Genomic DNA, 21,106 nt, shown 5'->3' with positions numbered 1-21,106 from the left:
CGACTCGGACCGACTCAGCCCGTTGGTCAGGCTGCCGGGAGTACCCGCCGCACGGGGTGCGCCGCACACGTTCCGCGCGCGCCCCACGGCTCGGCTCAGCGCGGCCTTCGCGCTCCGCGACGCATCCCATGGCTTGGCTCAGCACAGCTACCACGCCCCGCGACGCATCCCCCGGCCCAACGCAGCACAGCTTTCACGCGCCGCGACGCCCCACCGGCCCAACTCCGCACAGCTTTCACGCCCCGCAACACGCCCCACCGCTCAACTCCACACACATGTCACGCTCAGCGACACGCCCCACCGCTCAACTCCGCACCGCTTCCACGTTCCACGGCGCGCCGGACGAGATCGCCCAGCGCGCCGCGCACCGCCCGCCCGACGTGCGCCCAACGCGCGCCTCACGCCTTCCGCGTCCGCGCCGCCTTCTTCGCGGGTGCCGTCTTCTTCGTGGCACCCGCCGCCTTCTTCGACGCGGTGTTGTTGACGGCTCCCGTCGCCCCGGCGTCGGCCGCCTCAGCCGAGGTGGCCCGGCCAGCGGCCGTCTTCGCCGTGGTCCTCTTCGCCACAGCCTTCGTCGCCGCAGCCTTGGTCGCCGTGGACGTCTTCGCGGTCGTCGTAGACGTCTTCGCGGTCGCCGTCGCCGTCTTCTTCGCCGGTGCCTTCGCCGCGACGGTCTTCTTGGCCGCCGTCCGGCGCGGGGCCTTCACCGGGGCGCCGTCGCTGATCCGGTCCGGGCCGAGGATCTCCCGGAGGAACTTGCCGGTGTGGCTGGTGGAGACCCCGGCGACCAGCTCGGGCGTGCCCTCGGCGACGACCACGCCACCGCCCGCACCGCCCTCGGGTCCCATGTCGACGACCCAGTCGGCGGTCTTGACCACATCGAGGTTGTGCTCGATGACGATGACCGTGTTGCCCTTGTCGACCAGACCGGCCAGCACCGTCAGCAGCTTGCTGATGTCCTCGAAGTGCAGACCCGTCGTGGGTTCGTCGAGGACATAGACCGTGCGCCCGGTGGACCGCTTCTGAAGTTCGCTGGCCAGCTTGACGCGCTGGGCCTCGCCGCCGGACAGGGTGGTCGCCGACTGGCCGAGCCGGACGTAGCCGAGACCGACGTCGTTCAGGGTCCTGAGGTGGCGGGAGATCGCGGGGACGGCCTCGAAGAAGTCGAGGGCCTCCTCGATCGGCATGTTCAGGACCTCGGCGATGGACTTGCCCTTGTAGTGGACGTCCAGGGTCTCCCGGTTGTACCGGGCGCCATGGCAGACCTCGCACGGGACATAGACGTCCGGCAGGAAGTTCATCTCGATCTTGATCGTGCCGTCGCCCGCGCAGTTCTCGCAGCGCCCGCCCTTGACGTTGAAGGAGAAGCGCCCCGGCAGATAGCCGCGCACCTTCGCCTCCATGGTCTCCGCGAACAGCTTGCGGATGTGGTCGAAGACGCCGGTGTAGGTCGCCGGGTTGGAGCGCGGGGTGCGGCCGATGGGCGACTGGTCGACATGGACCACCTTGTCGACCAGGTCGTCGCCCTCCACACGGGTGTGGCGTCCCGGCACGCTCTTGGCGCCGTTCAGCTCGCGCGCCAGGTGGGTGTAGAGGATGTCGTTGACCAGCGTGGACTTGCCGGAGCCGGACACGCCGGTGACGGCGGTGAACACGCCCAGCGGGAAGGACACGTCGATGTCCTGGAGGTTGTTCTCCCGGGCGCCGAACACGGTGAGCTGCCGGGACGGGTCGCGCGGGCGGCGGATGTCGGGCAGCGGGATGGCCTTCTTGCCCGCGAGGTAGAGCCCGGTCTGCGACTCCTCGTTGGCGAGGAGTTCCTTCAGGGAGCCGCTGTGCACGACCTTGCCGCCGTGCTCGCCCGCGCCGGGGCCGATGTCGACCACCCAGTCGGCGACCTTGATGGTGTCCTCGTCGTGCTCCACGACGATCAGCGTGTTGCCCATGTCACGGAGCCGGACCAGCGTCTCGATCAGCCGGTGGTTGTCGCGCTGGTGCAGTCCGATGGACGGCTCGTCCAGCACATACAGCACGCCCACCAGACCGGAGCCGATCTGGGTGGCCAGGCGGATGCGCTGGGCCTCGCCGCCGGAGAGGGTGCCCGCCGCCCGGTTGAGCGAGAGGTAGTCGAGGCCGACGTCGACCAGGAAGCGCAGCCGCTCGTTGACCTCCTTGAGCACGCGCTCGGCGATCTTCTTGTCCCGGGCGTTGAGCTTCAGCTCACCCAGGAACTCCGCGCAGTCGCTGATGGACATCGCGGAGACCTCGGCGATCGACTTCCCCATGACCGTGACCGCGAGGACGATCGGCTTGAGCCGGGTGCCCTGGCAGGTGGGACAGGGAACCTCGCGCATGTAGCCCTCGAAGCGCTCCCGGCTGGCGTCGGACTCGGCCTCGCTGTGCCGCCGCTTGACGAAGGACACGGCACCTTCGAAGGGCGTGGTGTAGACCCGCTCGCGCCCGTACCGGTTGCGGTAGCGGACCTCGATCTGGGTCTTGTGGCCGTACAGCAGCGCCTTGCGGGCGCGCTGCGGCAGCCCGGCGAAGGGGATGTCCGTACGGAAGCCCAGGGCGTCCGCGAGGGCGTCGATCAGGCGGCTGAAGTAGTCCTTGGTGTGTCCGTGGGACCAGGGGTGGATGGCGCCCTCGTCGAGGCTCTTGTCCTCGTCGGGGACGATCAGCTCGGGGTCGACCTCCATCCGCGTACCGATGCCGGTGCAGTCCGGGCAGGCGCCGAAGGGCGAGTTGAAGGAGAAGGAACGGGGCTCCAGCTCCTCGAAGGACAGATCGTCGTACGGGCAGTAGAGGTGCTCCGAGTACATCCGCTCGCGCTCGGGGTCGTCCTCGGGGAGGTCCACGAAGTCGAGCACGATCATGCCGCCGGACAGGCCGAGGGCGGTCTCCACCGAGTCGGTGAGACGGCGCTTGGCGGACTCCTTCACCGTGAGCCGGTCGACGACCACCTCGATGGTGTGCTTCTCCTGCTTCTTCAGCGTCGGCGGCTCGGAGAGCTGGATGGTCTCGCCGTCCACTCGCGCGCGGGAGTAGCCCTTGGTCTGGAGGTCGGCGAACAGGTCCACGAACTCGCCCTTGCGCTCGCGCACCAGCGGCGACAGCACCTGGAACCGGCTGCCCTCGGGCAGCTCCAGCACCTTGTCGACGATGGCCTGCGGCGACTGGCGGGAGATGGGCCGGCCGCACTGCGGACAGTGCGGTTTGCCGATGCGCGCGAAGAGCAGCCGCAGGTAGTCGTAGACCTCGGTGATCGTGCCGACCGTGGAGCGCGGGTTGCGCGAGGTCGACTTCTGGTCGATGGAGACCGCCGGGGACAGGCCCTCGATGAAGTCGACGTCCGGCTTGTCCATCTGCCCGAGGAACTGACGGGCGTACGAGGAGAGCGACTCCACGTAGCGGCGCTGGCCCTCGGCGAAGATGGTGTCGAAGGCCAGGGAGGACTTGCCCGACCCGGACAGGCCCGTGAAGACGATGAGCGCGTCACGAGGCAGGTCGAGCGAGACGTTCTTCAGGTTGTGCTCGCGCGCGCCACGGACGATGAGACGGTCGGCCACGCCGGTCCGCACCTTTCTTGAGAGTGGTGACAGGGGCGAGGCCCCCGTGCTTTCTCAGCCTAGGGGGAGCCACTGACAACGCCGGTCGGATTCCGGATCGCATAACAATCCCCGGCCATCCAGCATGCCCGACGCCAGTGACGACCATATAGCACGTGCATTCGATTTATGGTCTCGGGCGACCGCCTTCACCCGAAGGAGTGGCGGGGCTAGGGTCGGCCCCATGATTGATCACACGCGTGACCTGGCGTCTGTACAGGACGCGACGGAACGGCTGCTCAGCGCGGTCGCCAAGCTGGACAACGCCTCGGTCGCCGAACCGTCACGGCTGCCCGGCTGGACCCGCGGCCATCTCCTCGCCCACCTCGCCCGCAACGCCGACGCCCTGGTGAATGTGTGGGAGTCACGGCCCATGTACGTCTCCGGCGACGCCCGGGAATCCGACATCGAGCGGGACGCCCCGCGCCCGCTGGACGTCCAGCTCGCCGATGTGCGCGACAGCGCCGCCCGCTTCCAGGACACCGGCGCGGCCCCCGCCGACTGGTCCCGCACGGTGGAGCTGCGCAACGGCGTCACCGACTCGGCGTCCCGGGTGCCGTTCCGGCGCTGGGCCGAGGTGGAGCTGCACCATGTGGACCTGGGTATCGGCTACGAGCTGGAGGACATGCCGGAGGAGTTCACGGGGCGCGAGATCGGCTTCCTCGCCGACCGTTTCGCGGACAATCCCGCGGTGGCGGCGACCCGGCTGACCGACGGCACGCGCGAGTGGCACACCGGGCGTCGGGCCGACGCGCCCGAGGTAACCGTCACCGGCACCCCGGCCGATCTCGTCGGCTGGCTCGCCGGGCGCCGCGCGGGTACCGCGCTCACGGTCATGGGCGGCCCGCTGCCCGCGCTTCCGCCGCTCTAGCGGGCCGACGGCTCGCCCCGCGGACCGGCGGCCGTCATCGGTCCGGAATCCGCCCCGCCGCCCCGAACCTTCCGCCCTAGACTGGCCGCCATGACGTACAGCGGACAGGTGACGGTCGGCGGCCCGGCGGATGTGCACGAGCTGAAGGACCTGATGATCACCAAGATCGCGGTCGGCCCGATGGACAACAACGCCTATCTGCTGCGCTGCCGGGCCACCGACGAGCAGTTGCTGATCGACGCGGCGAACGACGCCGACACCCTGCTCGGCACGATCGGCGCCGATGGCATCGCCTCCGTCGTCACCACCCACCGGCACGGCGACCACTGGCAGGCGCTCGCGCAGGTCGTGTCCGCCACCGGAGCCCGCACATATGCGGGCCGCGACGACATCGAGGGCATCCCCGTCCCGACCGACGTCCCGGTGGACGACGGCGACACGCTCACCGTGGGCCGGGTGACCCTCACCGCCCGTCACCTGGTCGGTCACACGCCCGGCTCGATCGCCCTGGTCTACGACGACCCGCACGGCCATCCGCATGTGTTCACCGGCGACTGCCTCTTCCCCGGCGGCGTCGGCAACACCCGCAAGGATCCGGCGGCGTTCGCCAGCCTCATCCATGACGTGGAGACGAAGATCTTCGGCGCCCTCCCGGACGAGACCTGGGTCTATCCGGGCCACGGCGACGACACCACCCTGGGCGCCGAGCGCCCCCACCTGCCGGAGTGGCACGCGCGCGGGTGGTGACCCCCGTCAGGCCCCCCGGGAACGGCACTGCCACGCGCCCCGTGTGACGTCCGCGCCCACACCGCACACGTACGTCCCCTCCCGGTACCCGTCCGCGCACGGTCAACTGGAGGCAGCCCCGCGCGGGATGACGCCTCCGGCGCGGTACGGGCCGCCGGTCCACCGACAACCCCGCCCTCGACCGGCGACCCCGGCCCGCCCCGCCCGGCGACGACACGCGCGGAGGCGGAAACCGGTGCAGCGGCGACACACCGGACGGCACCACGAGGCCCCTTGAGGCTCCCCGACACGCCGACCCGCTCCCCCACGCCCCACGGCCATGCCCCCATGGGGCGTCACCGCGCGGCGGCCCCCACCAGCGCCGCCACCCGCTCCACCCCGAACACGTACCCCTGCACCCCGCACCCGGCGATGACCCCGTCCGCCCGCTGCGAGACATACGAATGGTGCCGGAACGCCTCCCGCTGGTGGATGTTGGAGATGTGCACCTCCACCACGGGGAGCCCGTCGCAGGCGTTGAGGGCGTCCAGGATCGCCACGGAGGTGTGCGAGTAGGCAGCCGGATTGATCACGATCCCGCAGTGGTGGAGCCGGGCCTCCTGGATCCAGTCGACGAGCTGGCCCTCGTGGTTGGACTGCCGGAGGTCGACGGTCCCGCCGTGCGCCTCGGCCGCCTTGGCGCACAGGGCCTCCACATCGGCCAGGGTGTCGGAGCCGTAGATCTCCGGCTGCCGCTGCCCGAGCAGATTCAGGTTGGGGCCGTTGAGAATCATGATCGGGGCGTTGGCCAGGCTGCGGGGCACGGGTCCTCCGGTCCGTCGAGGGGTGCGGTCCGCCGGGACCGCTGCTCGGACCGGTCTATCACGCCGTACCGGCCGCACGACCCCTGCCGCACGACCCCCTGAGGTCCCAGGGAACGGCGTCAGCCCAAAGAGCTGCGGACGCCCCGGAAGCCCTGGAGAAGGCCGCGCACCGCACCGCGGCCCGGCGGAGCGCCCCGCGCGGGCCGCGTCCCCGTCACCTACCGAGCGCGCGCCCTTCTCCTCGCGACCGCACCGCGCACCACACCCCCGGGACACGCGCCGCGGGCACCTCCGCGCGCCCCCGTAACCCATGATCACCGTGGGTAGTTGACGCGGCATGCACGATGTACGCACCGTAAAAAGTCCCGGCATGCTGAGGCTCGCGATGGCCTCGCTCGCGGGGACGGCCATCGAGTTCTACGACTTCTTCGTCTACGGGACGGCGGCGGCGCTGGTCCTCGGGCCGCTCTTCTTCCCCACGTTCTCGCCGCTCGCGGGGACCCTGGCCGCGTTCGGGACGTTCGCCGTGGGCTTTGTCGCCCGGCCACTGGGGTCGGTGCTGTTCGGGCACATCGGGGACCGGCACGGACGGCGGCCGGTCCTGGTGATCTCGCTGCTGGTGACCGGCGCCTCGACCGTCGCCGTCGGCTGTCTCCCGACGTACGGCTCGATCGGGGTGGCGGCGCCCGTACTGCTGCTGGTGCTGCGGTTCGTGCAGGGGCTGGGGCTGGGCGGCGAGTGGGGCGGTGCCGTACTGCTGACCGCCGAGCACGCTCCGCCCGACCGGCGCGGACTGTGGTCGAGCTTTCCCCAGGTCGGTCCACCGGTCGGGTTTCTGCTGGCCAACGGGGTGATGCTGGCACTGTCGGCGGCGCTGACGGACGCGCAGTTCGCGTCCTGGGGCTGGCGGATTCCGTTCTGGGGAGCCGGGGTACTGGCGCTCGCCGGGCTGTGGCTGCGCTCGTCGCTCACCGAGAGTCCGCAGTTCCTCGCCCTGGAGGAACCCGCGCGTGTGCCGCTGGCCGAGGTGACGCGCGACCACTGGCGGCTCGTCCTGCTCACCGCCGGAGCGCTCGCCTCCGGGTACGCGATCTTCTACGCGGTCACCACCTGGTCGCTCGCGTACGCCACGGAACGGCTGGAGGTGAGCCGTACCGTCATGCTGGCCTGCATCATGGCCGCCGTCGTGATCAAGGGCGCCCTGACGCCGGTGGTGGCCGTGCTCGGCGACCGCTATGGGCGTCGGCCCCTGTGTCTCATCGGGTGTGCGGCGGCGGCGGTGTGGATGTGCCCCATGGTCGCGCTGCTGGCGACGGCCGCCCCACTGTTGATGTTCCTGGGGTTCCTGGGCGCGATGCTCGCGTTCGTCACGATGTTCGCGGTGATCGCCGCGTATCTGCCGGAGCTGTACGAGCCACGGGTGCGCTGCACGGGCGCCGCCGTGGGCTACAACCTCGGCGGGGTGCTCGGCGGTGCGCTCACCCCGATCGCGGCGACGGCGCTCGCGGAGCAGGGCGGCCGGGTGCCCTGGGGGGTGGGCGTGTATCTGACCGGGATCGCCCTCTTGAGCCTCGCCTGCTTCGCCCTGCTCCCGGAGACCCGCCCGGTGACGGTCCCGGCGGCCCAACCGGTGTCGGGCTGAGGGCCGGGTGACGGAAGGGCCGCAGGCCGAGAGGGGCCCAAGGCCAAGGGCTGGGCGCGTACGGGGCACATAGGGCGGGCGTACGGAAGGGGGTACCGCGCGGTGGGCGGTACCCCCTTTGTCGTATCCCGTCAGTCCTCTCGGGAGCGTCCTCTCGGGAACGTCCTCTCGCGACGTCGTATCGCGTATGTCGTATCGCGTGGCCGCCGCTAAGGATTCATCGCCAGTTCCAGATACGCCGCGAAGATCACCAGATGGACCCCGCCCTGCAAGGGGGTGGCTCGGCCGGGCACCACGGTCAGGGAGCTGACCACGATGGTCAGGGCGAGCAGCACCATATGGGTCGAGCTGAGGCCGAGGACGAGCGGACCGGAGAGCCAGATCGAGGCGAGGGCGACGGCCGGGATGGTGAGGCCGATGCTGGCCATGGCGGAGCCCAGGGCGAGGTTCATGCTGGTCTGCACCCGGTCGCGGCGGGCGGAGCGCAGCGCGGCGATGGTCTCGGGCAGCAGCACCAGCAGGGCGATGACCACACCGACGACGGCCGCCGGCATCCCCGCGCTCTGGACGCCGGATTCGATGGTCGGTGAGACGCCCTTGGCGAGTCCGACGACACCGATCAGGGCCAGACCCAGCAGACCGAGGCTGATGTAGGCGGTGCGGGAGGAGGGCGCGTCGGCGTGGTCGTCGGCGGTGATCACCTCGCCGTCGCGGGTGATGGGCAGGAAGTAGTCACGATGTCGTACGGTCTGGGTCGCCACGAAGAGGCCGTACAGGACGAGGGACGAGACCGCCGCGAAGGCGAGTTGGACGCCGGAGAACTCGGGGCCGGGCTTGCTGGTGGTGAAGGTGGGCAGCACCAGGCTGAGGGTGGCCAGGGTGGCGACGGTCGCGAGGGCGGCGCCGGTGCCTTCGGGGTTGAAGACGGCGGTACCGTGCCGCAGGGAGCCCACGAGCAGACAGATGCCGACGATGCCGTTGCAGGTGATCATCACGGCGGCGAAGACGGTGTCGCGGGCGAGGGTGGCGCTCTTGTCGCCGCCGTCGATCATCAGTGTGACGATCAGGGCGACCTCGATGATCGTGACGGCGACGGCCAGGACGAGGGAGCCGAAGGGTTCGCCGACCCGGTGGGCGACGACCTCGGCGTGGTGCACGGCGGCCAGCACGGCCCCGGCGAGGACGAGGGTGACGACGGCGACGACCGCGCCGGGGAGATCGCGTCCCCAGGTGAGGATCAGCAGGACGACCGCGAGCACCGGCACCACGAACGTCCACCGCGTCGAGAGCCTCCTGAGCCGAGCGATCATGCTGCGATCGTCCCAGAGGGCCTCCGGCTTCGCACTCTGGTGCGGCTGGCCCTCGGGCGGTGCCTTCTCGGTGGTCCGGGGGGTTTTCCGGCCGCCCGGTCGGGTGTCGGGTCTGTCCTGCGGTCGCTGCTGCACATAGCCTCCCCTGCGTCTCGAACGGCGAGAGGAAGCGATCGGGCGGTCGCGCGTGGGCTCGGCCGTCACCGGGTCCGGCGGACGGCTGCCGACCGGGACCCCAACCGGCCTTGCGGGGCCGGTCCCTCATCTCCTCCTGCGCTCGAACTGATGTGGATGTAGCGGTTCACGCGCCGGGGCGGCGGTCGGCTGGTCGCCGATCGCCGTCCCGGTGTGGTGGTGCTTGTTCGTTTCTGCGAGACAGCCCCGTCCGCGGAGTGCGAGACGGCCGGTCTCCATGCTGCGAGACCGCCGGTCCTCGTACGGCGGGACAGTCGGTCTCCGTGCCGCGCATCGAACTGCTTTCGTGCCGCGCGGCGGTCCGTCCCCGTGCCGTACGGCGGGCGGTCCTGTACGACGACGGCCCCGGGCGTCCGTGTGGGACGGGCGCCCGGGGCGTTGTCGGGCGGCGCCTTCGTCAGGCGTCGATGCTGTTCTTCGTGGTGCCGTCGCCGCCGCTGCCGCCCTGCTCCGCCTCGGCCGCCGCCTTCTTCTTCGAGGCGTAGAGGCTGGTGATCGTGGTGACGATCAGCACGGAGCAGATGACGCCCAGGGAGACCGGGATGCTGATCTCGGGGACATGGACCCCGGACTCGTGCAAGGCGTGCAGGACCAGTTTGACGCCGATGAAGCCCAGGATGATCGACAGGCCGTAGCTCAGGTGGACCAGCTTCTTGAGCAGTCCGCCGATGAGGAAGTACAGCTGCCGCAGACCCATGAGGGCGAAGGCGTTGGCGGTGAAGACGATGTACGGGTCCTGGGTCAGGCCGAAGATCGCCGGGATGGAGTCGAGGGCGAAGAGCACATCGGTGGTGCCGATCGCGAGCATGACGACCAGCATCGGGGTCATCACCCGCTTGCCGTTCTCCTCGATCCACAGCTTGGTGCCGTGGTACCGGTCGGCGACACCGAAGCGGCGCTCGGCGGCCTTGAGGAGCTTGTTCTCCTCGAAGTTCTCGTCGTCCTCGTCGGCGCGGGCCTCCTGGATGAGCTTCCAGGCGGTCCAGATGAGGAAGGCGCCGAACAGGTAGAACACCCAGGAGAAGCTGGCGAGGATCGCGGCACCGGCGGCGATGAAGATCGCGCGCAGCACCAGGGCGATGAGCACACCGATGAGCAGAACCCGCTGCTGGTACTGGGAGGGCACGGCGAATTTCGCCATGATCAGTACGAACACGAACAGGTTGTCGACACTCAGCGATTTCTCGGTGATGTATCCGGCGAAGAACTCTCCACCGGCCTGGCCGCCTCCGAAGAGGATCAGGCCGACACCGAACAGGGCGGCCAGCACGATCCAGACGATCGTCCAGATCCCGGCTTCCTTGATGGACACGTCGTGTGGTTTGCGACCGATGAAGAAGTCGACGGCGATAAGGGCCGCCAGACCCACGATGGTCACGACCCACAGGGTCACTGAAACTTCCACTGCGCCTCCGGCAGTACGTAACGGCAAACAGTCAGTCAGCGTCGTCGCTGCCGGAGGTCTCTTCCACCCGGTCCCTCCGCGCGCATGGTGCGCGGGAAGCCGCGGGCCGACGCCCCGGGATCTGGCCTGATCCGTATTGACGGGTACGCCGCAGTAGGCAGGGAGTACTCCCCTCCGTGGATACAACCATACCCTCATACCCAAGGAAAGGTAAAGCCTTAGGTAAAGTAAGTATAAAGTGAGCTGTTCAGGGGGCTTTTACCACGGCTTGAGCAAAGGGGTGGGCGCCGCCTCGCAGGGGTGAGGGCACGCCACGGAGGTGCCGGGGCTCACCGGTCCCAGGCGCGTCGGGCGTCGGCGACCTGATGGAGCGCCTGGGTGATCACCTGGCTGCCGGGGGGCGCGAGCGGCGGCTCGTAGGTCCACGCATGACCCACCCAGGGGTCGGCCAGATGGTCGTCGGGCACCGGCGTCAGTCGCAGGAGCGAACGCCACAGCGGGTCGAGCAACGGTCCGTAGGCCGAGGCGTCCTCACGGTCGGCGACCATCATCAGATGGACGCCCACGGCGGGGCCCTCGTCGGCGAGGTAGCGCAGCTGGGTCACGGCGCGGTCGTCGAAGCCGTGCGGGAAGTCGTTGACCACCAGGAGCTGCTGGGCGGTGTCGAAGCCGGGCGGGAGGGCGTCGGACGCGCCGCCGCGGACCGCCATCTGCACCAGGTCCACCCGCTGGGTGAGCCGCCCCAGGGTGTCCATGACCCCGGCGGCGCCCTGGGCCGGCGGGGCGGCCAGCACGCCGGTCTGCACCAGCGGGGCGAGGGCCTGGGCGCCGGAGCCCGCCGCGTCGATGACATGCACGGTGAACTCGCCGGGCGGATGCACCGCCAGCAGCCGGGCCGTGTGCGAGACGGCTGCCTCCATCGCCAGTCGGCGCAGGTCGTAGGCGTCGTTGAACGCGCCGTCGAGCGCTCCGGCCCGGCCCGCGTCCACCCAGATGCCCCGCTCCAGGGGCAGCCGGGCCAGCAGCGGGATGCGCAGCTGCTCGCTCTCGGGCACATGGAGGTCCCCGAGCCGCATCGCCATGGGCATCTCCATCGGGACGCGGTAGGCGTGCCAGACGGGGTTGTCCCAGCGGGCGTAGGCGGCGGGCAGGGCGGGTTCGACGACCTCGGCCTCGGAGACGAGCTGGGCCACGTCCCGGTCGAGGGACTGGCGGGCCTGGTCGACGAGCTGGTCGTGCTTGGCGCGGGCGGCCTCCCGCGCGGCGTCGCCCTGGCGCCCTATGCGGCTGCGCGGGTCGGACAGGGCCTGGTCCAGCTCCTTGTCCATCCGGGACTCGGCGAAGTCGACGGCGCTGCGGTACGAGGCCACGGCGCGGGCGAGATCCTCGAACATGCCCCACACCTGGTTGTAGAGCCGCTCCTCCATGGACCAGCCGGTGGCGTCCCCCGCGACGGGCCGGGCGGGGTGGCCTGGCGCGGACGGGGGCGCGGTGGGCGGGGGCGGCGGCGGGGCCGCGTTCGCCCTGCGCGGGTGGCTGTAGTCGACGGGGCCGCCGGTGGGCGCCGACGGCTGGGTGACGGCCGAGGGGTCGGCGGGGGGCGTCGGCCCGCCGTAGCCGCCGGGCCGGGTGGGCGCCGGGCCCGGGAAGGTGCCGTAGGGCGAGCCGGACGGGTCGGGGCGGGGCGCGGGGGCCGCCGTCTGCCGGGTGCGGTCGCCGTCCTGGGTGCGGGGCGGTGGGGCGGCGACCGAGCGGGCCACGCCCGACGCCACCGCGTCGTTGATGGTGGCGGCGAGCTGGCGGGCCTGCGGCAGGCCCTGGTCGGTGAGCAGCTCGGCCAGTCCGCCCGCGTAGCCCTGGCCGACCGCGCGTACCTTCCAGGCGCCCTGGCGCCGGTACAGCTCCAGCGCGACGACGGCGGACTCGGCGTCCAGGCCGGTGATGGTGTAGCTGGCGACCTCTGTGCCGTCGAGGCCGGTGACCGCGACGAACGGGGCGGCGACCGCCCCGAACGAGAGCGGTCCGCCGACCCCGACCGGCAGGGCGAGCAGCACACTGAGCCGATGCACGGCCTCGGGGAGGGCGTCCAGGTCCACCGCGAGGCGGTGGTCCGCCGCCGCCTGCCGGGAGACCTCCAGGCCGGGCAGCGTGGGCGCGCCCGGGTGGGCCACCCATTCGACGCCGCGCACGGCGCCGTCGGCGTCGCCGATCGTGATCCCGGCGACGATCGGTTTGCCCGCCGAGACCCGGATCTCCAGACGCGCCTGGGAGAGCGGGTGGTTCTGCCCCCGCACCAGCTCGGCCGTCATCGCGTCAGTCCCCCTGTGTCACTGTTCGGTGTGGTGTGCCGCTCGCCCGGCGGCGGAGGTGCCCGGTGGCCTTACAGGTGCGGCAGGATCGACGGCATCAGGTCCTGGAAGGTACGGCCGTTGGCGGGTGTGCCGAGGGCCGTCATCGTCCAGCTGCTGCCCGTGCGGTGCACCTTGGCCATGATCTGGGCGGTGTAGGCGCCACCGCCGGCCAGGGTGTAGCGGGCCAGTTCCTGGCCGTTGGTCTCGTCGACCAGGCGGCAGAACGCGTTCTGCACCTCCTGGAACGTCTGACCGGTGAACGAGTTCACGGTGAAGACGATCTGGTCGATGTGGACCGGCACACGGGACAGGTCGACGAGGATCGCCTCGTCGTCGCCGCCCTGGCCGACACCGCCGACGAGGTTGTCGCCGGTGTGGCGCACCGAGCCGTCGTCGCTCACCAGGTGGCGGAAGAAGACGACGTCGACCGGCTGCTTGTCCGCGAACAGCACGGCCGAGGCGTCCAGGTCGATCTCCCGGGTGCGCGAGCCGAACAGGCCGCGCCGGGGGGCCGCCTGCCAGCCGAGACCCATCCGCACCGCGGTCAGGCTGGCGCCGTCCTGCTTCTGAAGGCTGATGGCCTGACCCTTGGTCATGTTGACGGTCACGCGCTGATTCCCCTCTTGTTGAGCTGTCCCCTGTTCCCGCGAAGCCGCGGTTGCACGAACCCTACGCAGGGGCACTGACAGTGACGTACCCCGGTCCGGACTTTGTGTCGGGTTTGCAACACAGCGGGTCGGACGCCCGATGAGGGTGTCCGCGCGGGTACCGGTCCCGGGGTGTGGACCGGCACCCGAGGCGCGCCTCAGCGCAGGCCCGCCTCTTTCATCTGGCGCAACTCCTTCTTCATCTCGGACACTTCGTCGCGCAACCTGGCGGCGATCTCGAACTGGAGGTCGGCGGCGGCGGCGCGCATGCGGGCGGTCAGCTCCTCGATCTGCTCGGCGAGGTCGGCGGCGGGCCGGTCGGTCGGCACCGGCTCCTTGGCCCGGCCCTTCGCCGCCCCGCCCCGTCCGGCGGCCTTGGCGCCCGTCCCGTCGCGGCCCAGGGACGGGACGGGGGCCTTGGTGCCCCGGCCGTCCTTGGCCGCTCTGCGGTAGCCCGAGCCGAGGAGCTGTTCGGTGTCGACGTCCTCGCGGGCGATCTGCGCCACGATGTCGTTGATCTTCTTGCGCAGCGGCTGTGGGTCGATGCCGTTGGCCTGGTTGAACGCGACCTGCTTCTCCCGGCGGCGGTTGGTCTCGTCGATCGCCTTCTCCATCGCCGGGGTGATCTTGTCGGCGTACATGTGGACCTGCCCGGAGACATTGCGTGCCGCGCGGCCGATGGTCTGGATCAGGGAGGTGCCGGAGCGCAGGAAGCCCTCCTTGTCGGCGTCGAGGATGGCCACCAGGGACACCTCGGGCAGGTCGAGTCCCTCACGGAGCAGGTTGATGCCGACCAGGACGTCGAACTCGCCGGCCCGCAGTTCGCGCAGCAGCTCGACGCGGCGCAGGGTGTCGACGTCGCTGTGCAAATAGCGGACGTGGATGCCCAGCTCCAGGAAGTAGTCGGTGAGGTCCTCGGCCATCTTCTTGGTGAGTGTGGTGACGAGGACCCGCTCGTCCTTCTCGACCCGGGTGCGGATCTCGTGCACCAGGTCGTCGATCTGGCCCTCGGTGGGCTTGACGACGACCTCGGGGTCGATCAGGCCGGTGGGGCGGATGATCTGCTCCACCACGCCGTCGCCCCGGGACAGCTCGTACTGGCCCGGTGTCGCCGACAGGTACACGGTCTGGCCGATGCGCTTCTGGAACTCCTCCCACTTCAGCGGACGGTTGTCCAGCGCGGACGGCAGCCGGAAGCCGTGGTCGACCAGGGTGCGCTTGCGGGAGGCGTCGCCCTCGTACATGGCGCCGATCTGCGGGACCGTGACATGCGACTCGTCGATGACCAGGAGGAAGTCGTCCGGGAAGTAGTCCAGCAGGGTGTTCGGCGGGGAGCCGGGCTCACGGCCGTCGAAGTGCATCGAGTAGTTCTCCACACCGGAGCAGGTGCCGATCTGGCGGAGCATCTCGATGTCGTACGTGGTGCGCATCCGCAGCCGCTGGGCCTCCAGGAGCTTGCCCTGCTTCTCCAGCTCGGCGAGGCGTCCCCCCAGCTCCTTCTCGATGTCGTTGACGGCCCGCTCCATGCGCTCGGGACCGGCGACGTAGTGGGAGGCCGGGAAGACGTACAGCGTCTCGTCGTCGCTGATGATCTCGCCGGTGAGGGGGTGCAGGGTGGAGAGGGCCTCGATCTCGTCGCCGAACATCTCGATGCGGACGGCCAGCTCCTCGTAGACCGGGAAGATCTCGATGGTGTCGCCGCGGACGCGGAAGGTGCCGCGGCTGAAGGCCGTGTCGTTGCGGGCGTACTGGATGTCCACGAAGCGGCGCAGCAACTGGTCGCGGTCGATCTCCTCGCCGACCTTCAGCGGGACCATGCGGTCCACGTACTCCTGCGGGGTGCCCAGGCCGTAGATGCAGGAGACGGAGGCCACCACCACGACATCGCGGCGGGTGAGCAGCGAGTTGGTCGCGGAGTGGCGCAGCCGCTCGACCTCCTCGTTGATCGAGGAGTCCTTCTCGATGTAGGTGTCCGACTGCGGGACGTACGCCTCGGGCTGGTAGTAGTCGTAGTACGAGACGAAGTATTCGACCGCGTTGTTCGGCAGCAGCTCGCGGAACTCGTTGGCCAGCTGGGCGGCCAGGGTCTTGTTCGGTGCCATGACCAGCGTGGGGCGCTGGAGCTGCTCGATCATCCACGCCGTGGTGGCGGACTTGCCGGTGCCGGTGGCGCCGAGCAGGACCACGTCCTTCTCGCCTGCCTGGATGCGCCGGGTCAGGTCGGCGATGGCCGCCGGCTGGTCGCCGTTGGGCTGGTAGGGACTGACGACCTCGAAGGGCGCCACCGAGCGTTCGATCTGGGAAACGGGCCGCATGGGTTCCACCGTACGACCCCCCACTGACAACCGTCCGGCTTCGCCCCGATGCACCGGTCTGACCTGGGATTCTGTCGGGTCGGTGGGGCGGGGGCGGTCAACGGCGCTGGGCCAGGCGGGCGCGGTCGGGTTCCGGCCGCCGGGCGCGGCGGGGGCGGCGCGACGGGCGGGGCGACGGCGGGCGGTGGGCGGGGACGCCGGGGCGGGGCTCGTCGCGGGGCGGGGCGGGCCTGCCGAGCGCCAGCAGCGGGTCGAAGACCACGACGGCGGCGGCCAGGCAGAGGAAGGCCAGCGGGCCGATCAGCAGGGGCGCCAGCAGCGCGGCGGGCGACTCGCCCTCCGCGGGAGTCCCGGTGCCGTGGAGCTGGACGCTGAGGGCCGCCATACCCATGTAGTGCATACCGGTCACGGCGAGGCCCATGACCAGTCCGGCGCCCACGCTCCACAGGAAGCCCCGGACCTGTCCGGCGGCCCACAGGGCGGCCGTCGCGGCGGCGGTCGCTATGAGGACCGACACGGCGACCAGGAGCGTGTCGTACTGGAACGCGCCGTCCAGGTGCATGCCCGCCATGCCGAGGTAGTGCATGGAGGCGATACCGAGGCCGGTGATGGTGCCGCCGGTGAACAGGGCGGCCCCCTTGGCGCCCCGGTAGCCGACGATGAAGATCCCGACGCCGACCATGACGACGGCGACCGCGAGGCTCGCGTAGGTCATGGGTTTGTCGTAGTGGATCGGCGCCTCCCTCACCGTGAAGCCCATCATCGCGATGAAGTGCATGGTCCAGATGCCGGAGCCGATGGCGGCCGAGCCCAGGGCGAGCCAGCCGGGGCGCCAGGAGCGGGTGACGAGCAGCGATCTGGAGGTGCAACGCAGTCCCAGGGCCCCGCCCAGACATGCCATGAGGTAGGCCACCAGCGGTGTGACCAGGCCGTAGCCGAATCCGTCGACCGTGCCGTGCATGCGCGGCTGCCCTTCCGCCCTGTACGTCCCGCGAGGGGGTGCTGTGTGCCCCCTCCCACGACCGCCCCCATCGGTCCGGGTTGACGCTGAGAGTATGACTCGCCCCGGAACGGTCGAACGACTTTCCTACAAAGAGACACGTCCTTGCCCCACTTGTGCGCACCGCGTGTGAGAACTCCGCACGGTTGCGTTCATACCTGACACCCTGCGCCTCGCCCGCCGGTCACCAGGGCCGCTCCAGGCGCCCGCCCGGTGCCGTCACCCGTTGTCAGTGGCGGGTCGTACCGTGGGCGAATGAACAGTGATGGGCGTTCCGGGCAGCGGGTCGTGTGGGCGGTGGTCGGCAGCGACATCGGTCCGCTGCTGCTGGCCGCCACCCCCGAGGGCCTGGTCAATGTCGTCTTCCACGCCACCGCCCCGGTGCGGGACCGCGCGCTGGAGCGGCTCGCGTCCCGGCTCGGCGCGGAGCCGGTGGAGGATCCCGCCTCGCCGCTGCTGGCGGAGCCCGTGCGCCAGCTCACGGCGTACTTCGCGGGGGGACGCAAGGACTTCGACCTTCCCCTGGACTGGTCCCTGATCTCCGGCTTCAACCGGCAGGTGCTGCGCGAACTGGCCGCCGGGGTGCCGTTCGGGGCGGTGGTCGGCTATGGCGAGCTGGCCGACCGGGTGGGGCAGCCGGGGGCGGCCCAGGCGGTCGGTGTGGCGATGGGCTCCAATCCGCTGCCCGTGGTGGTGCCCTGCCACCGGGTGGTGGAGAGGGACGGCGGGATCGGCGGGTTCGGGGGCGGTCTGGAGACCAAGCGCCGGCTGCTCGCGCTGGAGGGTGTGCTGCCCGAGCCGCTGTTCTGAGTCCGGCGGCTCAGTCGTAGTGCCGGGCCTCGAAGACATTGCCGTCCGGGTCGCGGAAGTAGAAGCTGCGGCGGGCCGGGCCGCGGGCGCCGTAGGAGCCGTGGGAGATCTCCGAGACCGGGACGGAGGCTTCGCCCAGCCGGGTGCGGAGGGCGTCGAAGGCGGCGCCGGGCAGGGCGACACATACGTGGTTGACGGGGTGTCCCGCGCTCTCCGCGGCCCCGGGCAGCATCGTCATACGCCCGGCCATGGAGAGCGGCATGAGGTCGACGATGGACTCCTCGTTGAGCCGTACGGAGGGGAACGGGACGTCGCCCGCGGCGAACTCCGCGAGCCGCACCGGCTCCAGGCCCACCGTCCGCTGGTAGAAACCGGCCGCCGCGATCGGGTCGCGGACCCAGAGGACCACATGGTCGAGTCGTGTCAGGTTGTCCGTCATGCCCCCAGCCTGCTGTGCGGCGGGGTCGCTCGCAAAGGGTTTGACGGCGGGTGCCGCCCGCCAGGAATGAGGCAGGACGACCGACAGGAGGCAGAAGTGACGCTGGTGGTGTCCGAGGAGGTACAGGAGGCGCTCGCGGAGCGGCGTCCGGTGGTGGCGCTGGAGTCGACGATCATCGCCCACGGTCTGCCGCGTCCCCGCAACCGGGAGGTGGCGAAGGAGTTGGAGGCCGTCGTACGGCGGGAGGGCGGTGTGCCCGCGACGATCGCCGTCCTGGACGGGCGGCCGTATGTCGGCCTCGACAAGGGGCAGCTGGAGCGGATCGCCACCGAGGACGGCATCCGCAAGCTGGGCCACCGGGATCTGCCGCTCGCGGCGGCGGCCGGGGCCAGCGGCGCCACCACGGTGTCGGCGACGGCGCTGCTGGCCGCGCGGGCGGGGGTCCGGGTGTTCGCGACGGGCGGGCTCGGCGGGGTGCACCGGGAGTGGACGGTGACCCAGGACGAGTCGGCGGATCTGGGGCTGCTGGCGCGGACCCGGATCACGGTCGTCTGCGCGGGCGTCAAGTCGATCCTGGACGTCCCGGCGACCCTCCAGCGGCTGGAGACGCTCGGCGTGGCGGTCGCCGGGTACGGCACGGACCGGTTCCCCGGCTTCTACCTCTCGGACTCCGGGCACCCCGTGGACTGGCGGCTCGACACGCCCGGACAGGTCGCGGACGTCATGAGGGCGCAGGACATGCTGGACGGCCCCGCGTCCGCGCTGGTCGTCGCCCATCCGGTGCCGGAGGGCGCACAACTGGACCCGGCGCTGCACGCACGGGTGCTGGCCGACGCGCTGCACGCCTGCGAGGCGGAGGGCGTCAGCGGACAGGGCGTCACACCGTTCCTGCTGGACTACCTGGTGCGGCACACCGAAGGCGCCTCCCTGGAGGCCAATCTGGCGGCCGTACGGGGGAACGTACGGCTGGCGGCGGAGATCGCCGGGGCCTGGGCCCGGGTGGCGTGAGCGGGACCGGGCCGGGCGCCACGGCACCGCGCGGGGCGCTGCTCGTGGTCGGGGACGTCATCACCGACGTGGTGGCACGGCATCGCGGGGCACTCGCGTCCGGTACCGACACAGGGGCGGCGATCCGGACCGTGCCGGGCGGAGCGGGCGCCAATGTGGCGTGCTGGGCGGCGCGTTGGGGCTGTACCGATGTACGGCTGCTCGGGCGGGTCGGCGCGGACGCGGCCGGATGGCACGCACGGGAACTCACGGCGAGCGGCGTACGGCCCCTGCTGGTCGTCGACCCGTCGGCGCCGACCGGAACGGTGATCTGCCTGGTCGACACCGCCGCCGCGGCGGAGCGGACGTTCCTCACCGACAGTGGGGCGTCCTTGCGGATCGGCCCCGGTGACTGGTCGGACACGCTGCTGGACGGTGTGGGACGGCTGCACATGTCCGGCTATCTACTGTTCTCGGAGTCGGGCCGGGCACTGGTCGGCGTGGCGCTGGCCGCGGCGCGCGAGCGGGGCGTCCCGGTGAGTCTCGATCCGGCGTCCACGGGTTTCCTGCGGGAGCTGGGCGTGGACCGGTTCCTGTCGCTGGCCGAGGGGCTCGACGTCCTGCTGCCGAGCAGCGCGGAGGCGTCCCTGCTGACGGGGCTGCCGGACGTGGTGGACGCGGCGGCCGAGCTGAGCCGCCGGGTGCCGCTGGTGGTCGTCAAGCACGGGGCGCGGGGCGCGTTGGTGGCGCGGGACGGGGCCGTGCACGCGCGTGTACCGGCGTGGGCGGCGACACCCCGGGACACGACCGGCGCCGGGGACGCCTTCACCGGCGCGTTCCTGGCGACGCTGATCACCGGGGCGCGGGCGGAGGAGGCGGCGGCGCAGGGATGCCGGGCGGGGGCGACGGCGGTGGAGGGGGTGGGGGCACGGCCCTCTCGGTAGGGGTAGGGGGCGGTGCCGGGGGTGGGGGCCGCCCGTAAGGGGCGGGTGAAGGGGGCGGGTGCCTCAAAAGGAGGCCGGTGAAGAGGGCGGGTGGCGGGTCACGGTTTTCGGCCCCACGCCGAGATCATCGGGGCCGTGGCGATGTCGAGGGTGCCGGTGGCGAGATGGGCGACGTGGCGGTCGATCTCCTCGTCGGTGGCGAGACCGGCGGCGACGAGGCGGGCGCGCACCTGGCGGACGGTGGCGGACTCCAACGCGGAGGAGGCGGGTGAGGCGAGCGGGAAGGAGCCGTCGGCCTCCACATCGTGGAGTCCGACGTCCCGCAGGAGCCGGGGCAGGGTGCGGCCGTAGGCGAGATCGGCCCCCCGGTCGGCGAGCAACTGTCGTACGGCCTTGAGCAGCCGGTTGGCCAACCGCTGTTCCGGGCCGTACTCGTCGGGGCACGCGAAGGGCTGGAGCGTGGGGTCGGCGTCCTCGACCAGGAGCCGCCCGCCGGGGCGCAGGGCGCGGACCATGGAGTGCAGGGCGCGTGCGCGGTCCGGGAGGTGGACGAGTACGAGCCGGGCGTGCACCAGGTCGAAGCCGCCCGCCGGGGGCTCCTCCCGGACCACGTCGTGGCGGCGGACCTCGACCGGTGGACGGGCGGCCGAGGCGGTCCACGAGGTGTCGATGTCGGTGGCGAGGACCCTGCCGGTCGGGCCGACCTTCCGCGCCAGCCAGGAGACCACGGAGGTGCCGCCCGCGCCGACCTCCCAGCAGCGCCAGCCGGGTCCGACGCCGAGGGCTTCGAGGTGCCGGAAGGTCGCGGGGTCGAAGAGGGCGGCGAGGGCGGCGAAGCGTTCGCCGGCCTCGGCCTGGCGGTTGTCGAGGAGATAGCCGTCGTCGGGTTCCGAGGCGCTCGTCATGCATCGATCATCCTCCTCGTCGAGGGGGGCGATGCTGAGGCGGGCGGGGCAGGGCGAGAGGTCGGGGCGTGAGCGTGTGGGGGTGTGGGGATGGCTGGGCGCGGAACGGTGGGCGACGAGATGGCCG

At 71.4% G+C, this 21,106-nt stretch carries 16 protein-coding genes; 6 read left to right on the top strand and 10 right to left on the bottom strand.

What is annotated here, in order from left to right; genetic code table 11:
- Positions 1–398 precede the first annotated feature (398 nt).
- Positions 399–3,569: an excinuclease ABC subunit UvrA gene (gene uvrA, locus AB0D49_RS16905; RefSeq protein ID WP_362757687.1), complete on the bottom strand. Its 3,171-nt coding sequence runs from the start codon at positions 3,567–3,569 to the stop codon at positions 399–401.
- A gap of 223 nt (positions 3,570–3,792) precedes the next feature.
- Between uvrA and AB0D49_RS16900 the strand changes: the two genes are divergently transcribed.
- Both AB0D49_RS16900 and AB0D49_RS16895 read left to right on the top strand, forming a co-directional pair.
- Positions 3,793–4,479, top strand: a complete 687-nt coding sequence (locus AB0D49_RS16900) for a maleylpyruvate isomerase family mycothiol-dependent enzyme (protein ID WP_362757685.1) — start codon at positions 3,793–3,795, stop codon at positions 4,477–4,479.
- A gap of 90 nt (positions 4,480–4,569) precedes the next feature.
- Complete coding sequence (locus AB0D49_RS16895) at positions 4,570–5,226, top strand: MBL fold metallo-hydrolase (protein WP_362757683.1); 657 nt, start codon at positions 4,570–4,572, stop codon at positions 5,224–5,226.
- Between the two features lie 335 nt (positions 5,227–5,561).
- Here the strand turns inward: AB0D49_RS16895 and aroQ are convergent, their stop codons facing one another.
- Positions 5,562–6,029, bottom strand: coding sequence for a type II 3-dehydroquinate dehydratase (gene aroQ, locus AB0D49_RS16890; RefSeq protein WP_362757681.1), 468 nt, complete (start codon positions 6,027–6,029; stop codon positions 5,562–5,564).
- 370 nt (positions 6,030–6,399) lie between these two features.
- On the opposite strand from aroQ, the gene AB0D49_RS16885 reads away from it, so the two are divergent.
- Positions 6,400–7,671: an MFS transporter gene (locus AB0D49_RS16885; protein ID WP_362757679.1), complete on the top strand. Its 1,272-nt coding sequence runs from the start codon at positions 6,400–6,402 to the stop codon at positions 7,669–7,671.
- A gap of 209 nt (positions 7,672–7,880) precedes the next feature.
- On the opposite strand, the gene AB0D49_RS16880 is transcribed toward AB0D49_RS16885, so the two are convergent.
- From AB0D49_RS16880 to AB0D49_RS16855, 6 genes are all read right to left on the bottom strand, one after another.
- Positions 7,881–8,981 (bottom strand): ionic transporter y4hA, encoded by a 1,101-nt coding sequence (locus tag AB0D49_RS16880; RefSeq protein WP_362757677.1) that lies wholly within the window; start codon positions 8,979–8,981, stop codon positions 7,881–7,883.
- Positions 8,982–9,573: 592 nt separating this feature from the next.
- A complete protein-coding gene (locus AB0D49_RS16875) occupies positions 9,574–10,581 on the bottom strand; it encodes a TerC family protein (RefSeq protein ID WP_362757675.1) in 1,008 nt (335 codons plus the stop codon).
- Positions 10,582–10,910: 329 nt separating this feature from the next.
- Positions 10,911–12,890: a TerD family protein gene (locus AB0D49_RS16870; protein WP_362757673.1), complete on the bottom strand. Its 1,980-nt coding sequence runs from the start codon at positions 12,888–12,890 to the stop codon at positions 10,911–10,913.
- Positions 12,891–12,961: 71 nt separating this feature from the next.
- On the bottom strand, positions 12,962–13,540 hold the full coding sequence (locus AB0D49_RS16865; RefSeq protein WP_362757671.1) for a TerD family protein: 579 nt from the start codon (positions 13,538–13,540) through the stop codon (positions 12,962–12,964).
- Positions 13,541–13,737: 197 nt separating this feature from the next.
- Positions 13,738–15,894 (bottom strand): excinuclease ABC subunit UvrB, encoded by a 2,157-nt coding sequence (uvrB, locus tag AB0D49_RS16860; RefSeq protein ID WP_362757669.1) that lies wholly within the window; start codon positions 15,892–15,894, stop codon positions 13,738–13,740.
- Positions 15,895–15,991: 97 nt separating this feature from the next.
- Positions 15,992–16,855: an MHYT domain-containing protein gene (locus tag AB0D49_RS16855; protein WP_362757667.1), complete on the bottom strand. Its 864-nt coding sequence runs from the start codon at positions 16,853–16,855 to the stop codon at positions 15,992–15,994.
- A gap of 294 nt (positions 16,856–17,149) precedes the next feature.
- Here AB0D49_RS16855 and AB0D49_RS16850 point away from each other — a divergent pair, with 294 nt between their 5' ends.
- On the top strand, positions 17,150–17,704 hold the full coding sequence (locus AB0D49_RS16850) for a methylated-DNA--[protein]-cysteine S-methyltransferase (protein ID WP_362757665.1): 555 nt from the start codon (positions 17,150–17,152) through the stop codon (positions 17,702–17,704).
- A 10-nt stretch (positions 17,705–17,714) separates the two neighbouring features.
- On the opposite strand, the gene AB0D49_RS16845 is transcribed toward AB0D49_RS16850, so the two are convergent.
- Positions 17,715–18,143, bottom strand: coding sequence for a VOC family protein (locus tag AB0D49_RS16845; RefSeq protein WP_362757663.1), 429 nt, complete (start codon positions 18,141–18,143; stop codon positions 17,715–17,717).
- Between the two features lie 96 nt (positions 18,144–18,239).
- On the opposite strand from AB0D49_RS16845, the gene AB0D49_RS16840 reads away from it, so the two are divergent.
- Together AB0D49_RS16840 and AB0D49_RS16835 are read left to right on the top strand one after the other, a co-directional pair.
- On the top strand, positions 18,240–19,151 hold the full coding sequence (locus AB0D49_RS16840; RefSeq protein WP_362757661.1) for a pseudouridine-5'-phosphate glycosidase: 912 nt from the start codon (positions 18,240–18,242) through the stop codon (positions 19,149–19,151).
- Complete coding sequence (locus AB0D49_RS16835; protein ID WP_362757659.1) at positions 19,148–20,074, top strand: sugar kinase; 927 nt, start codon at positions 19,148–19,150, stop codon at positions 20,072–20,074. Before AB0D49_RS16840 ends, AB0D49_RS16835 begins: the two co-directional genes overlap by 4 nt.
- A gap of 98 nt (positions 20,075–20,172) precedes the next feature.
- Here AB0D49_RS16835 and AB0D49_RS16830 read toward each other — a convergent pair whose 3' ends face one another.
- Positions 20,173–20,979, bottom strand: coding sequence for a methyltransferase domain-containing protein (locus AB0D49_RS16830; protein ID WP_362757657.1), 807 nt, complete (start codon positions 20,977–20,979; stop codon positions 20,173–20,175).
- Positions 20,980–21,106: the final 127 nt, after the last annotated feature.

The organism is Streptomyces sp. NPDC048290, assembly GCF_040652095.1.
Classification (GTDB): Bacteria; Actinomycetota; Actinomycetes; order Streptomycetales; family Streptomycetaceae; genus Streptomyces.
The sequence above is the reverse complement of the archived record's forward strand: the minus strand, read 5'-3'. Positions and strand labels throughout refer to the sequence as shown.

Excerpts from the sequence above, each read along its gene's own strand:
- AB0D49_RS16900 (WP_362757685.1), top strand. The coding sequence starts at position 3,793 with ATGATTGATCACACGCGTGACCTGGCGTCTGTACAGGACGCGACGGAA.
- AB0D49_RS16895 (WP_362757683.1), top strand. The coding sequence starts at position 4,570 with ATGACGTACAGCGGACAGGTGACGGTCGGCGGCCCGGCGGATGTGCAC.
- AB0D49_RS16885 (WP_362757679.1), top strand. The coding sequence starts at position 6,400 with ATGCTGAGGCTCGCGATGGCCTCGCTCGCGGGGACGGCCATCGAGTTC.
- AB0D49_RS16880 (WP_362757677.1), bottom strand. The coding sequence starts at position 8,981 with ATGATCGCTCGGCTCAGGAGGCTCTCGACGCGGTGGACGTTCGTGGTG.
- AB0D49_RS16870 (WP_362757673.1), bottom strand. The coding sequence starts at position 12,890 with ATGACGGCCGAGCTGGTGCGGGGGCAGAACCACCCGCTCTCCCAGGCG.
- uvrB (WP_362757669.1), bottom strand. The coding sequence starts at position 15,894 with ATGCGGCCCGTTTCCCAGATCGAACGCTCGGTGGCGCCCTTCGAGGTC.
- AB0D49_RS16855 (WP_362757667.1), bottom strand. The coding sequence starts at position 16,855 with ATGCACGGCACGGTCGACGGATTCGGCTACGGCCTGGTCACACCGCTG.
- AB0D49_RS16850 (WP_362757665.1), top strand. The coding sequence starts at position 17,150 with ATGAACAGTGATGGGCGTTCCGGGCAGCGGGTCGTGTGGGCGGTGGTC.
- AB0D49_RS16845 (WP_362757663.1), bottom strand. The coding sequence starts at position 18,143 with ATGACGGACAACCTGACACGACTCGACCATGTGGTCCTCTGGGTCCGC.
- AB0D49_RS16830 (WP_362757657.1), bottom strand. The coding sequence starts at position 20,979 with ATGACGAGCGCCTCGGAACCCGACGACGGCTATCTCCTCGACAACCGC.